The 12,722-nt window shown below is 61.6% G+C and carries 16 protein-coding genes; 7 read left to right on the top strand and 9 right to left on the bottom strand.

From position 1 onward, the window contains the following. The 8 genes from ACFE70_RS07855 to ACFE70_RS07820 form a co-directional block, all read right to left on the bottom strand. On the bottom strand, positions 1-453 hold the full coding sequence (locus tag ACFE70_RS07855; protein ID WP_375417179.1) for a phosphatidylglycerophosphatase A: 453 nt from the start codon (positions 451-453) through the stop codon (positions 1-3). Between the two features lie 11 nt (positions 454-464). Continuing rightward, on the bottom strand, positions 465-1,799 hold the full coding sequence (locus ACFE70_RS07850; RefSeq protein WP_375417178.1) for an inositol-3-phosphate synthase: 1,335 nt from the start codon (positions 1,797-1,799) through the stop codon (positions 465-467). Between the two features lie 113 nt (positions 1,800-1,912). After that, positions 1,913-2,395, bottom strand: a complete 483-nt coding sequence (locus tag ACFE70_RS07845) for a hypothetical protein (RefSeq protein WP_375417177.1) — start codon at positions 2,393-2,395, stop codon at positions 1,913-1,915. Between the two features lie 411 nt (positions 2,396-2,806). Beyond that, positions 2,807-3,268 (bottom strand): pirin family protein, encoded by a 462-nt coding sequence (locus ACFE70_RS07840; protein ID WP_375417176.1) that lies wholly within the window; start codon positions 3,266-3,268, stop codon positions 2,807-2,809. Positions 3,269-3,288: 20 nt separating this feature from the next. Next, complete coding sequence (locus tag ACFE70_RS07835; protein ID WP_375417175.1) at positions 3,289-3,642, bottom strand: pirin family protein; 354 nt, start codon at positions 3,640-3,642, stop codon at positions 3,289-3,291. A 142-nt stretch (positions 3,643-3,784) separates the two neighbouring features. Continuing rightward, on the bottom strand, positions 3,785-4,387 hold the full coding sequence (locus ACFE70_RS07830) for an NADPH-dependent F420 reductase (RefSeq protein WP_375417174.1): 603 nt from the start codon (positions 4,385-4,387) through the stop codon (positions 3,785-3,787). Positions 4,388-4,541: 154 nt separating this feature from the next. After that, a complete protein-coding gene (locus tag ACFE70_RS07825; protein WP_375417173.1) occupies positions 4,542-4,910 on the bottom strand; it encodes a DoxX family protein in 369 nt (122 codons plus the stop codon). A gap of 26 nt (positions 4,911-4,936) precedes the next feature. Then, on the bottom strand, positions 4,937-5,494 hold the full coding sequence (locus ACFE70_RS07820) for an FMN-dependent NADH-azoreductase (protein WP_375417172.1): 558 nt from the start codon (positions 5,492-5,494) through the stop codon (positions 4,937-4,939). Between the two features lie 668 nt (positions 5,495-6,162). Here ACFE70_RS07820 and ACFE70_RS07815 point away from each other — a divergent pair. The 7 genes from ACFE70_RS07815 to ACFE70_RS07785 all read left to right on the top strand — a co-directional run bounded on the left by ACFE70_RS07815 (position 6,163) and on the right by ACFE70_RS07785 (position 12,049). Beyond that, positions 6,163-6,540 (top strand): winged helix-turn-helix transcriptional regulator, encoded by a 378-nt coding sequence (locus ACFE70_RS07815; protein WP_375417171.1) that lies wholly within the window; start codon positions 6,163-6,165, stop codon positions 6,538-6,540. Positions 6,541-7,449: 909 nt separating this feature from the next. Further along, positions 7,450-8,340 (top strand): NAD(P)H-binding protein, encoded by an 891-nt coding sequence (locus tag ACFE70_RS07810; protein WP_375417170.1) that lies wholly within the window; start codon positions 7,450-7,452, stop codon positions 8,338-8,340. A 372-nt stretch (positions 8,341-8,712) separates the two neighbouring features. Next, positions 8,713-9,504 (top strand): DUF5131 family protein, encoded by a 792-nt coding sequence (locus ACFE70_RS07805; protein ID WP_375417169.1) that lies wholly within the window; start codon positions 8,713-8,715, stop codon positions 9,502-9,504. A gap of 25 nt (positions 9,505-9,529) precedes the next feature. Continuing rightward, positions 9,530-10,120: an alpha-ketoglutarate-dependent dioxygenase AlkB gene (locus tag ACFE70_RS07800; protein ID WP_375417168.1), complete on the top strand. Its 591-nt coding sequence runs from the start codon at positions 9,530-9,532 to the stop codon at positions 10,118-10,120. Between the two features lie 12 nt (positions 10,121-10,132). Next, the gene (locus tag ACFE70_RS07795; protein ID WP_375417167.1) at positions 10,133-11,020 is read left to right on the top strand and encodes a DNA-3-methyladenine glycosylase family protein; all 888 of its coding nucleotides are present in this window, start codon (positions 10,133-10,135) and stop codon (positions 11,018-11,020) included. Positions 11,021-11,244: 224 nt separating this feature from the next. Beyond that, positions 11,245-11,856: an amidohydrolase family protein gene (locus ACFE70_RS07790; protein ID WP_375417166.1), complete on the top strand. Its 612-nt coding sequence runs from the start codon at positions 11,245-11,247 to the stop codon at positions 11,854-11,856. Between the two features lie 49 nt (positions 11,857-11,905). Further along, positions 11,906-12,049, top strand: a complete 144-nt coding sequence (locus tag ACFE70_RS07785) for a hypothetical protein (RefSeq protein WP_375417165.1) — start codon at positions 11,906-11,908, stop codon at positions 12,047-12,049. 288 nt (positions 12,050-12,337) lie between these two features. On the opposite strand, the gene ACFE70_RS07780 is transcribed toward ACFE70_RS07785, so the two are convergent. After that, a complete protein-coding gene (locus tag ACFE70_RS07780) occupies positions 12,338-12,661 on the bottom strand; it encodes a hypothetical protein (protein WP_375417164.1) in 324 nt (107 codons plus the stop codon). Between the last annotated feature and the right edge of the window lie 61 nt (positions 12,662-12,722).

Genomic DNA, 12,722 nt, shown 5'->3' with positions numbered 1-12,722 from the left:
CTAAAACAAATGAAATTTAACGCCGGCCTGAAGTAGAACATTGGCATAGAGGCCGGCCAGCACGTCGTCCAGCATCACCCCTACCCCCCCCGGCAGCCGCTCCAGGGCCCGGATGCCCAGCGGCTTGCGGATGTCGAAAAACCGGAACAGCACCAGCCCCGCCAGCAGGCTCGCCCCGGTGAGGGGCACGCCCAGCATGGTCAGCCACATGCCGGCCACCTCGTCAATCACCACCCGCTGATGGTCCTTGCCCCAAGCCGACTCCACGAGTTGGGCCGCCACGGTGCCGGCCACGAGCAGGCCGGCAGTGAGCAGCAGCGCCGGCAGCAGCTGCCGGGTCGGCTCGGCGGCGCGGGCCAGGTACAGGGCCAGGCCGCAGGCCCCGGCGGCCAGCGTGCCGCCGCCGCGCCCCACGTACCCGATGCCCAACCCGCTGGCGATGAGCTTATCCACGCCCAGCAAGATTAGCGAGCCTCCATCAGGTCCTGGTAATAGTCCAGGCCCAGGTGCGTAATCAGGTCTTCGCCCATGAGGTAGCGCAGCGTGTTTTGCAGCTTCATCAGCTGCTGAAAAATGTCGTGCTCGGGCCGCAGGCCGGGCGCGGTTTGCGGCGACTTGAGGTAGAACGAGAGCCACTCTTGAATGCCCGCCAGGCCCGCCCGCTGGGCCAAGTCCATGAACAAGGCCAAATCCAGCACCAGCGGCGCGGCCAGGATGGAGTCGCGGCAGAGGAAGTCGATTTTGATTTGCATGGGGTAGCCCAGCCAGCCGAAGATGTCGATGTTGTCCCAGCTCTCCTTGTTGTCGCCGGCCGGGGGGTAGTAGTTGATGCGCACCTTGTGGTAGATTTCGCCGTACAGGTCGGGGTTGTCCTCGGGCCGGAAAATGTCCTCCAGCACGCTCAGCTTCGACACTTCCTTGGTCTTGAAATTGTCGGGGTCGTCGAGCACCAGCCCGTCGCGGTTGCCGAGGATGTTGGTTGAAAACCAGCCCCGCACACCCAGGGCGCGGGCCAGCAGACCGGGGGCCAGGATGGTTTTCATCAGGGTCTGGCCCGTTTTAAAGTCCTTGCCGGCAATGGGGGTGCGGGTTTCCTGAGCCAGCTCCAGCAGGGCCGGCACGTCCACGGTCAGGTTGGGCGCCCCATTCACGAACGGCACGCCCTCTTTCAAAGCAGCGTAGGCGTAAATCATGCTCGGCGAGATGCTGGGGTCGTTGGCGCGCAGGCCGGCCTCGAAGGCCAGCAGCGTGTCGTGCACCGGGGCCAGCTCGTGGTAGATTTCCGTCGAGCCGCACCACACCATCACCAGCCGGGCGCAGTTGCGCGCGGCCTTGAAGGTGCGGATGTCGTCGATGACCTGCCCGGCCAGGTCGTGCAGGGTCGCATAGGTCTTGACGTGGGTGCCATCCAGGTTTTTCACGTAGCGCCGGTCGAAGGCCGCCTTCATCGGCACCAGGGCTTCCAGCTCGGGCCGGACGGTTTCCAACAGGGCCTGGTCCAGCACCTTGGCCTTCACGGCGGCCTGGTACACGGTGTCCTCGTACACGTCCCAGCCGCCGAATTCTAGGTCGTCGAGGGCGGCCAGCGGCACGAAATCCTTGATTTTGGGGTAGCGGTTATCGGTGCGCTTGCCCAGGCGGATGTTGCTCATCTGGGTGAGCGAGCCGATGGGCTGCGCCCCGCCTTTGCGCACGGCCAGCACGCCCGCGATGAAAGTCGTGGCCACGGCCCCCAGGCCGGGAATCAGGATGCCGAGCTTGCCTTCGGCGGGGATGATGGAGTCAGAGTGTTCGGGCATGGCAGTGGTTGGTTGAAAGAAGTGATTCTAGAGAGGCCGGCGAGTAGCGGGGAAATAACTCCGCCCCTAGCCTGCTTAATCTGACCGAGTAATTGGATACGGCAAATGGCTAGTCAACCGCCAACCTTAGTGGGAGCAAGCACAACCTGGACCGTCGTGCCGGGGGGCCAACCCAGGCGGCCCAGGACCAGCACCACGGGTTCCCCGGCCGAGCCCGGCAACAAGGCAGTCAGCGGCGTAATTGCCCCGACCAAGCCAAGCGGGCCCACCAGCACCTCTAGAGAGTCGCCTGGTTGCAGCCGGGCGGCGTCAGCACTCGCCACCAAGACCCGTACTGGGCCGCGCGGCGTGAGCCGGGCATACGCCGTGCCGGCCGCCAGGTAGTGGCCCAGGCTCACCGTCACGTTGCTCATGTCCCCGGCCACCGGGGCCGAGGCAAAGACCGTCCGGGTTGCTTGCCCCCCGCCCACGGTCAGCTTCAGCAGTGGCGCGCCGGCCGGCACGGCTTGCCCCGCGGTGAAGTACACGCGCACCACCCGGCCACCCGCGAGCGTGCGAACCACCTGGTAGGGCGAGGCCAGCACTGTGCCGGCCATTTTCAATCCACCGGATAGCGCCCGTTCCGATGCCGCAGCCACTGAAATGATTTCAGGCTTTGACGTTGGTGCCGCTCGCAGCAACAGGATTATCCCAAGCATGACAAATGCGAGGGTACTTATCGCAAGCTTCATTTGGTGAGTGAGTTAAATGAGTAGGAGCCTAGGCGCAGAGAAAAGCGCACGTACTCCCCGTCGGTGTCGTCAGATGCCGGTAATGGGCAGACGTCTATCCGAAGGCTATACCTTAATCTTCCGACCGCTTTATGGGGGCGGTACTAGGCTGAACTAAGAAAAAGACAAATTTTTTTGTCGAAGCTCCGGTCAGCTCAAGTTTATTGCTCATCTCCAATACGTTCATGCTATATTTAAAGTAGCGAGCAAGTTTCGTCAAGTGCCACAGGCGACGGCTTAGAATTTCCCTGCCCGGTAGTCGGCGTAGGCTTGCTTGATTTCATCTTCCGTGTTCATCACGAAAGGTCCGCGCGCCACCACTGGCTCCTGCAGGGGCCGGCCCGCATAAAACACGACCCGCAGGCGCTCGGTCGCGGTAAAAGTCAGTTCGCTGGCCCCGGCCTTGTCCGGCAGCGCAGCCAGCAACACCACTTTCCCCTTCCCCGCCGCTACCTGGTTGCTACCAAACACACCGGCCCCTTCCAGCACGTACAGAAAGCCGGTGTAGTCGGCCGGTAAATCCTGGCTGGCCGAATGCCCGGCCTCCACTTGTATTTCGACCATCGTCACCGGCGCGTAGTTCTTGGTGGAGGATACCGCACTGCCCGAATTGCCCGAGTAGACCCGGTAGGTGACGCCGGCTTCGCGGCGCACCACGACGTGCTCGCTCGTAATGTCCTGGTAGCGGGGCGGGGCCATTTTGTTGGCCCGGGGCAGATTCACCCAGAGCTGCAGGGTGTGCACGGTGCTGTCTTCCGGGGGGCTTCTAAATGGATAAGGCCACTGCCCGCCGTCATCCACTGCGCCTCACCCGGGTGCAGCAGCCCGTGTCCCCCCTTGTTGTCGTCGTGGATTAACTTTCCTTCGATGACGAAAGTCACCGTTTCCATGCCCCGGTGCGGGTGGTGCCCGAAGACAGCCGCTTGAAATTTGTCTTCGGCCATTATCAGAAAGGGGTCGAAGGCGGCATACTCCCCCGCCGGCAGCACCAGCCCGGAGGTATGAGAGGAACTGTGCCGCTGCAATTGGACCTGCCAGGTCTTTTTGATGGCGCGCTGGGGGGTAGGGTTCATAGCTGGTGGTGAGTAAACTTTCGGTGAGAATCGAAAGCATTCGGATACAACGGATATTGCCTGATGCAGCTTCGGTCTGAGCTACCTGGTCGGGCAAAAACAAGTATTGCAAAACTGCCAAGCCGTGCTGGCGGTGCGCCGGCTAGGCTTTCTTCAGCAGGTTAAGCGTCGCGAGGGAAGCGCCGATTTGCTGCAACTTGCCCCCGTCGACCAAGGAGCCCAGGTCTACCGGGGCAAACCCTACCTCCGCCATGAGGTCGCTCACCGCTTGTTTGGCGGCGACATCGTCGCCACTTAGGAAGAGGACGCGGCTGCCGCCCGGCTCCCGGGGCGCTTGTTCGAGCACCTTGTAGTACAGCGTATTGAACGCCTTCACCACGCGGGCGCCGGGCAGGAGCGCGGCGACTACTTCACTGGACGTTTTGCCCCCCAGGTCAACCAGTTGCCGCGTGGCCGCCAGCAGGTGGTTGTTGGCATCAATGACAATTTTGCCCTGCCAGTTTGGAACTGCCTGTACTGCGGCTTCCAGGTTTTGCCACGGCACGGACAACACCACGAGGTCGGCGTTGGCGGCTTCCAGCGGCGTGGTGGCTTTGACGTTTTCGCCCAGCTCCTGCACGGCGTCGGCGAGTGATTCCGGGGTCCGGCTGTTGCTGAGCCATACCTGGTGGCCAGCCTGCGCAAAGTGTCTGGCTAGGGTTTTTCCGATGGCGCCGGCACCAATAATACCAATAGTCTTTTTCATAGAGGAGGTTAGTTTTAGGTAGGGAGTGGGGGCTTGTTTTTACCAAAAGCGGCGGTTGCCGCCGGGCAGAAACTGGCGGGCTTGTGGCGCCTACCCCGCGTTGCCGGGCCAGACGGCACCTGGAAACTCGCGGGTGTGGGTGCGGTACCGGGCGCTACGCCGAGGCGGGCGCGGGGCGGCGCAGCCACAGCACGATGCCTAGCAGCACCAGCAGCACTAGGGCCGGCACGCCGTTGGCCAGCCCGCCCGGAATTTTGGTGGCGTGCATCACCAGCGCGCCAATCATAATAACCGCTAAGCCCAGCGCGGCGGGGCGCGTGAAGCGCGGCACCAGCAGGCCGATGCCGCCCAGCACTTCGCCCCCGGCGATGAGGTAGGCCAGGATAGCGGGCAGCCCCAGGCTGCTGAACATGGTAAGGGTACCGGACAAATCAGTGAATTTCTTCGCGCCGGAGGCAATGAAGGCCAAGCCAAGCAGCCCCTGTAAAACCCAGGCGGCGATGTTACGAGCGGAGGAAGTCATGAGTACGAAGGGATAAATGGGGAATGTTAACTGGTGAGAACGGGCGCGGCGGCTAACAAAGAGCCGGCGCTGGCCAGCGCCTTGTCGAGGGCCGTATCCTGCCCGCCCGGCAGGCTGGTGCCTTCCACCCGCACGATGGTCACGTCCGTCATGCCGAGAAAGCCGAGCACGGTTTGCAGGTAGGGCGCCACGAAATCGTAGCCCGTCAGCGGGCCTTCGGAGTAAACACCGCCGGACGAGAGGGCGACGTACACCTTTTTACCCTTTACCAAGCCTTCGGGCCCGGCCTCGGTGTAGCGAAAGGTGATGCCGGCGCGGGCTATGTGGTCAATCCAGGCCTTGAGCGTGGAGGGAATCCCAAAATTGTAGAGCGGTGCCCCGATGACCAGGATGTCGGCCTCCATCACTTCCCGGATGGCCTCGTCGGAGTGGCGCACGGCTTGTTGCTGGGCCGGGGTGCGGTTGTCGGCGGGCGTGAAGAAAGATTGCAAGTGAACTTCTTCCAGGTGGGGGAAGGGCTTGTTGGCCAAGTCATGGACCTTGACGGAGCTGCTGGGGGTAGGCGCCGTAAGCATTTCGACCAAGCTATTGGCGAGTTAGGTGCTGTAAGAGGCCGCCCCTCGGGGGCTGGAAATAATTTCTAGAATCTGCATGGAAAAATGAGCAAAGGCGATAAAAGGCCAGTAAGCGATTCGTAATTGAGAATGCGAAAGCAAAATTACTGTCCGCCCTAGCCTGAAATGGTATCAGTTACCGAAAGGATACCAGTATCATTGGCCATATCATCCTGCTGCTTGCTGTCGCTCCGTCTGGTCGCCCTGCTTACCCTTGCGGTACCCACGAAACCGTTGCATTAGCTCAAAAAAAAAGTCCTTTACTTGGCGTACAAGAGCTTTTTTGAACTGAGAAGAAATACGAAGGCGCTGGCTTAGCACACCCTTTCCCGCAGCGCCAGCGCTTGCTGCTGCCCGCGTAACGCCTGGCCCAAGGCGCTTTTGTGCTCGCCAAACTGCTTGGTCGCCTCCCCCACGGCTTTCTCACGGCTCTGGGCTCTGGTCACGTTGCAACTCCAAGACGTGGACTATGACCGTAATGGGCATCGCCCCGCCTGCGTTATAGAATAAATTGGGAAACTGTAACTGGGTGTACGACCGCCTGCGAGCAGGGAAGCGAAAGCACAACTACCGGCTCGCTTTAGTAACTTTAGTATCTAATTACCGAAAGTATACCGGTCTACCCCTTCCCTACCACTATGTCCACCACGTGCATCCATCCCGTTAAAAAACAGCACATCCAAGCCCTGCGCGATACGATGGACGTGGTCAACGGCAAGTGGAAACTCGTCATCCTGGCCACGCTGCTGGGGCGCAAGTTTCGTTTCCGGGAGCTGAGCCGCGAAATCGGCATTACGCCGCGCGTGCTGGCGAAGGAATTGCAGGAGCTGGAGATGAACCGCTTGGTTAAACGGACCGTCTGCGACACGCGCCCCATCACGGTCGAGTACGAAATTACGCCGCATAGCCAGACGCTGACGAACGTAGTAGATGCGATGGTGGAATGGGGCTTGCTGCACCACGAAACGGTGGTCGGTAAGAAAAGAGTGAGCGTCCCTGCGGAGGCTGAGGGGTAGGAAATACTGCTTCGAGGGCCGTAAAACAGTTTTCGCTTAGCACCTCTTGCGGGTTGCGGCGCACTCCGTAGCGAGGCTTCGGCTAGAAACTGGTTTTCTTACTAACCCCCAAGTAGGCGCTACGCTGCCGGCGCCAACAATCCCGGCACGTCCAGCGGGTAGGGGCAGAGTAATCCTCGGGGTGCTGCTGCCTGGCGAACATCGTAGCGTTGTAGCTCAGGCAGTGACCGAACAGGCCCACCGTCGGCCCGCTCAGTGCGGGTCGGGTTTGCGCATACCGCAGCGAGCCGATGACATCGCGGGCGTTCACGATACCTTAAACCTTTTCCAGCATACTAGCGGCGGTTAAGAAGTGCTGATTTGCCAGTGCTTCTAAAGATACTATTTGGGAACCAGTCTGGCAGCCACGGCCGTTTTGCGCCGTTCCCGTGGCCAGTGCAAACCGGCTAACCCAAGCCGGATGGCCCCGGCCGCTGAGCATAGCGAACGTCACCGGACTGGCGTATTCGACCGGCTCCCCGATGTGCCCGTCGCGCAGCGTCACCTTCACCGCGTGCACGTCGTGGCAGGGCTTGCCGCCCGGCGCGCCCAGGAGGTCGCCGGAGCCTTGGAGAAAACCACGGAGCCCTCGGCGCTGACTCTATATGGGTTCTTTTATTACATTGAGAAGGAAAACTTTTTAGATTCCACAATACAATGAGCTTATTTTCAGCTGACTAACTTTTATTTATAATTGGACTGCTAGTCATTTTATGAACATAATACACAATTTCTCGTTAACTATCTAAGCTCTCACATTCAACCTTGTGAAAACAGGCAAGCCTGCCAGCTTATTGACCTGCCAGCCTACCTCTTGGCTAACAATGCATTAAGCAAAAAATCAAGTTATTTCACCACATTCCACCACTCATGAAAATCGTAGTAACCGGCTCGCTGGGAAACATTAGCCAGCCGCTAACCCAGGAACTGGTCGCCGCAGGCCATGCCGTCACGGTCGTCAGCAGCAAGACCGACAAGCAAGCCGCTATTGAAGCCCTAGGCGCCACAGCGGCCATCGGCGCGCTGGAAGACTCTAAATTCCTGACCGATACCTTCGGCGGGGCCGAGGCGGTCTATTGCATGATACCGCCCAACTTTGCCACCCCCGATTCTCGCGCCTATTACCGGGCCATTGGCAGCAGCTACGTGCAGGCCATCGAGCGGTCGGGCGTGCAGCGCGTGGTGCACCTGAGCAGCTGGGGAGCTGATTTGGATAAGGGCACCGGCTTTATTCTCGGCTCGCACGACGTGGAGAATATGCTGAATCAGCTGCCCGACGTGGCCCTGACACACTTGCGGGCGGGCTACCTCTACTACAACCTGAATAACTACATCGGGATGATAAAAGGCCAGGGCATTGTCGGCTCCAACTACGGCGGCGAGGCGGGCATCGTGATGGTGGCCCCCGCCGATATTGCCGCCGCCGCCGCCGAGGAACTGACCACTCCCGCCGCCCCCGGCCCCCGCGTGCGCTACGTGGCCAGTGACGAGCGCACTCCGAACGAAATCGCCCGCGTCCTGGGCGCCGCCATCGGCAAGCCGGACCTGAAGTGGGTGGCCTTCGGCGACGCGCAAATGCAGGCCGCCCTCGAACAGCGGGGAATGCCCGCCCCGGCCGTGGCCAGCATGATAGCGCTGGGCAGCAGCATCCGAAGCGGTGCGTTACGGCAGGACTACGACCAGCACCACCCTCATGCCCTGGGTAAAATAAAGCTGGAAGACTTCGCCAGGGAATTTGCCGCGGCCTACCAGAGAGCGTAGCTAATTCGCAAGCAGAAGCTGCCCCGATGAGCAGCTTCTGCTTTTTAGAGGGGGGTAGGGAAAGTCTAGAAAAGTAGAGAGAACATCATGCTGAGCTTGTCGAAGCATCTCGCTCGCTTCATTGAACGGCCCAAATGAAGCAGTGAAGATGCTTCACTGCGTAAACGCCAACTGAGTAGGACGTTCCCAAAATTTCCCTACCCCCTCTCCCAAGCGCAAAGCTCGCTAGTGCTGGTCAAGCAGAATTTTCAAGCAGATAGTTGCCGCAATGGAAATTGTTTGGACTGATGGTCAGTTTATGAACATAATATTAATCACTGGTTAAGCAGTCACCACCGAGTACGTTTCAACCACCTAAATCAGCCAAGAAAGATGCCGACTATCCAATTAGAGACCAATGGCAGTGAGGTAGTTGAGTGGAAGACGACCTCGTGGAACCCCATGACCGGCTGCGACCGTATCTCGGCGGGCTGCGACAATTGCTACGCCCTCATGTTCGCCCGGCGGCTCCAGGAGTTGGGCCAGCCGCGCTACCAGCACGACGGCGACCCGCGCACCAGCGGCCCCGGCTTCGACCTCACGCTGCACCCCGACGCGCTCGACGTGCCTAAGTCCTGGCGCAAGCCCCGGCACATCTTCGTCGGCAGCATGAGCGACCTTTTCCACCCCCGGGTGCCGCTGGATTACATCCAGCAAGTGGTGGAAACCATGCGGGCGACGCCGCAGCACACCTACCAGGTGCTGACCAAGCGGGCCCGCCGGCTCGCCAATTTGTCGGAGTACATTGACTGGCCGGCTAACGTGTGGGTGGGCACTTCGATTGAGGACGAGAGTGTGCTGCACCGCGCCGACGACCTGCGGAAAGTCGATGCCGCCGTGCGCTTTCTGTCGCTGGAGCCGCTGCTGGGCCCGCTGCCGGACCTGAATCTCGCCGGTATCGACTGGATAAGCCTTGCCGGCGAATCCGGGCGCACTGCCCGGCCGATGGCCGCCGACTGGGTCCGCGACCTGCGCGACCAGGCGGTGGCAAACCGGATTCCTTTTTTCTTCCTGCAATGGGGCGGCACCACGCCCAAGGGCGGCGGCCGACTGCTCGACGGCCGGACCTGGAATGAGATGCCGGTCAGGCGGGAGCGCCCGCCCCGCAACCCTTCGCAAAAATGAGCAGTCAATCCTAACTAAGACCCCCATGAACCCTTCTCTAATGAAAAGCGCAGTAGCGCCGCCCGTGCAGTTTTACCCTAACTTTTTAACCCCGGCCGATAACCTGGCTTGGTTCGACCAGTCCAAGGCGCTCGAATGGAAGCGGGGAGAGCTGACGATGTACGGCAAGAAAATCCCCGTCCCGCGGGAAGAAGCCCTGTTCGGCGACGACTTACGCTACGAGTACCGGGGGGCCCTCATCAAGGCGGAGCCCTGGCCCGATTTCCTGCGCGAAGTCCGCGACCGGATTCAGGCCGTGTGCGGCCTGACGTTCAATTTCGCGGTCGGCAACCGCTACGTAACCGGGAAGGACTCCATCGGCTGGCACTCGGATAGTTTTTCGCAAATCGGGCAGCGGCCGGCCGTTGCCTCCCTGAGCCTGGGGAGCACCCGCCGCTTCAAGCTGCGCCACAAAGCCAGCGGGGAAGTGATTGATTACGACCTGGAAAGCGGCGCCCTGCTGATTATGCTTCCCGGCTGCCAGGAGGACTGGGAACACGCGGTGCTGAAAACGGCCCGCCCGGTGGGCGAACGCATCAACTGGACGTTCCGGCCCCATAGAGATGCGCAGCTTTAGACCCGATTGAGGATGTCCAATACCAACCTGATTTTACGGTTTACCGGCGACTACTCCCTGGCGGCCAGCGTAACGCTGGCTGCCAGCGCCTCGTTCGTGGATAAGCTTTATGGCGGGCCGGACGGCGACGGGCTCGACCTGGCCCTGCTGCTGGAAGGCTCCTGGCGCACCGTGGGCGTGCGCCTATACCAGGCCGCTAAGCAAGTGCGCGTGCAGGTGCTGGCCAACCCCGGCGGAGCCCCGGCCGACGACATCCGCGCCCAGCTGGAACGGATGCTTTGCCTTGATGTGGACGGGGCCGGCTTTGCCGCCGTGGCCGCCCGCGACAAGGTTGTTGATGCGCTGCGGCAGCAGCACCCGGGGCTGCGGCCCGTCCTATTCCCGAGTCCCTACGAGGCGGCGGCGCGGGCCATTATCGGCCACCAGCTGCCCCTGCGGCAGGCCGCCGCCATCACCGGCCGCATCGCCGCGGCGCACGGCGTCCGGGTGGAAGTCGGGGACCGGGTGCTGCCCGGGTTTCCAGCTCCCGACCGGCTCGCGGAACTACCCCTGGTGCCGGGGCTGGCCGCCCGCAAGGTCGAGCAGCTGCGCGCCCTCGGCCAAGCCGCGCCCGACTGGCTCAACACGGCCCGGCTGCGCGCGCTGGACCACACCGCGGCGCTGGCGCACCTCCAGCAGCTGGCCGGCATCGGGCCGTTTTCGGCCGAGCTGATTCTCATTCGGGGGGTAGGGGACCCGGACGCTTTCCCGCGCACGGAAAAACGCCTGCACCACGCGATGGCCGCCGCCTACCACCTCGGTGAAGAGCCGGCCCTCGACGCGCTCGAACGAGCAGCCGACCAGTGGCGGCCCTACCGCAGTTGGGCCGGCCTGCTGCTGCGCAACTCCAGCAGCCGCTGACCAGCGCAAAACAACCGGCAGCTTTCCACCCCCAACAAGTTCACCCATGAGAATCATCGGCTTAGAAGAACATTTCGTGACCGGGGAGGCGCTCAAGGCCTGGCGCGCTCGACCCCGCCTGGCAGGACGTTGCGCTGAAGGCTGCGGAAGAAGGAGCGCTGGCGCGCCGCCTGGCCGAATTAGGGGCCGGGCGCTTCGCCGCGATGTAGCACGCCGGGCTCGACGTGCAAGTGCTGTCCCTCACCGCGCCGGGCCTGCAAAACCTGGCCCCCGACCGGGCTGTGGCGCTCCAGACCGCCGCCAACGACCTACTCGCCGAAGTGGTGCGGGCCTACCCCGACCACCGGCAGGGCCTCACGACGCTGGCCACCCCCGTTCCGGCCGCCGCCGCGCGTGAGCTGGAGCGGGCCGTCACGAAGCTGGGCCTGAACGGCGCGCTGGTGTTCGGCCGCACCTGCGAGCGCAACCTCGACCACCCCGACTTCTGGCCTATCTCCGAAGCGGCGGCCTTGTACGCGCCACTCTACCTGCACCCGCAGTCGCCGCTGCCGGCGGTGCGGGCAGCTTATTACAGCGGGTTCAACGACGAGTTGGACGCCGCCTTTGCCACCCACGACATTGGCTGGTACTACGAAGCCGGCGTGCAGCTCCTGCGTCTGATTCTGGGCGGGGTCTTCAACCGCCTTCCCGACCTCCAGATAATTGTGGGCCACTGGGCAAGGTCGTATTGTTTTACCTGGACAAGCTCGACGCGTTGGCCCAGGAGGCGAAGCTGGCCCGGCCGTTTTCCGACTATTTCCGCCGCGATGTGTTCCCTACCCCCAGCGGCCTGCTGAGTCATATTCCCTGCACTGAGCGATTGAGTTGGTGGGAGTTGAGCGCATTATGTTCTCGACCGACTATTCGTTTGTCCCCGTCGCACCGGGCGGTTGCCGCCGCTTCCTCGAAGAGGCGGACCTGAGTGCAGCTGACCAGGAGAAAATCGCCTCCGGCAACTGGAAGCGGCTGTGCGCCGGCATTCGGCGCTGAGCGGGGCTGGCTGCTTTTGTTCGATGCTCTATTTAACAATGAAGCTGTTTAGGAAGTCGTCTTAAAATCGGCTGCCACGAGTATGACCGCACGCGCGCGTTGTTCGATGGCACGGTGAAATTTGACGGAATTGAGGCCAGCTTCGATGGTGCCGGTCTGGTCTCCCCATTCTCCAGAGCTGGCATAAGCTCATCAGGCTGCCAGCCCTCGCTGCAAAAGAAATTGTCGGTTGTTAGTTGGCGTCAAAAACGCCAGCTGACAACCGACAATCCAGTACAACCGCGAAGGTTATTTCAGCTGATCAGCCGCCGTAGTGAGCAGTTGGCCCAGCTCCTTGATTTTGTCGGCCGTAGCGCCTTCGGCGGCAGCGGCTGCTTTGGTCGTGTGCTGACCGAGCGTGCTCAAGGATTTTTTCAGGCTGGCCGAATCAATCTGGTCGCTGCTGAGCAGGTCGTGCAACTTGTGCAGTTCGTCGGCAATGCCAGCGAGCTTGGCGTCGCCCTTCAGGGTGTCGGCCCAGCTGGTGATGCTACGGCTGGCGCCGCCTTTGGCCTGAGCTAAGCCTTTGCTGAGCGCTTCGATGGTGGAATTGAGGTGCGCGGTATTGGGCATGAGTGAAAAAAGTTTGGTTGAAAAAAGGAAACAAAAATGGGTAATTAAGGCAGTCGATTGG

Source organism: uncultured Hymenobacter sp., from assembly GCF_964243305.1.
Classification (GTDB): Bacteria; Bacteroidota; Bacteroidia; order Cytophagales; family Hymenobacteraceae; genus Hymenobacter.
Note: the sequence above shows the minus strand (reverse complement) of the source record. Positions and strands in the feature narration are given on the sequence as shown.

Bases quoted from the DNA above. Each gene is read 5' to 3' on its own strand.
- ACFE70_RS07850 (WP_375417178.1), bottom strand. From the start codon at position 1,799: ATGCCCGAACACTCTGACTCCATCATCCCCGCCGAAGGCAAGCTCGGC.
- ACFE70_RS07845 (WP_375417177.1), bottom strand. From the start codon at position 2,395: ATGGCCGGCACAGTGCTGGCCTCGCCCTACCAGGTGGTTCGCACGCTC.
- ACFE70_RS07840 (WP_375417176.1), bottom strand. From the start codon at position 3,268: ATGGCCCCGCCCCGCTACCAGGACATTACGAGCGAGCACGTCGTGGTG.
- ACFE70_RS07835 (WP_375417175.1), bottom strand. From the start codon at position 3,642: ATGAACCCTACCCCCCAGCGCGCCATCAAAAAGACCTGGCAGGTCCAA.
- ACFE70_RS07830 (WP_375417174.1), bottom strand. From the start codon at position 4,387: ATGAAAAAGACTATTGGTATTATTGGTGCCGGCGCCATCGGAAAAACC.
- ACFE70_RS07825 (WP_375417173.1), bottom strand. From the start codon at position 4,910: ATGACTTCCTCCGCTCGTAACATCGCCGCCTGGGTTTTACAGGGGCTG.
- ACFE70_RS07815 (WP_375417171.1), top strand. From the start codon at position 6,163: ATGTCCACCACGTGCATCCATCCCGTTAAAAAACAGCACATCCAAGCC.
- ACFE70_RS07810 (WP_375417170.1), top strand. From the start codon at position 7,450: ATGAAAATCGTAGTAACCGGCTCGCTGGGAAACATTAGCCAGCCGCTA.
- ACFE70_RS07805 (WP_375417169.1), top strand. From the start codon at position 8,713: ATGCCGACTATCCAATTAGAGACCAATGGCAGTGAGGTAGTTGAGTGG.
- ACFE70_RS07800 (WP_375417168.1), top strand. From the start codon at position 9,530: ATGAACCCTTCTCTAATGAAAAGCGCAGTAGCGCCGCCCGTGCAGTTT.
- ACFE70_RS07795 (WP_375417167.1), top strand. From the start codon at position 10,133: ATGTCCAATACCAACCTGATTTTACGGTTTACCGGCGACTACTCCCTG.
- ACFE70_RS07785 (WP_375417165.1), top strand. From the start codon at position 11,906: ATGTTCTCGACCGACTATTCGTTTGTCCCCGTCGCACCGGGCGGTTGC.
- ACFE70_RS07780 (WP_375417164.1), bottom strand. From the start codon at position 12,661: ATGCCCAATACCGCGCACCTCAATTCCACCATCGAAGCGCTCAGCAAA.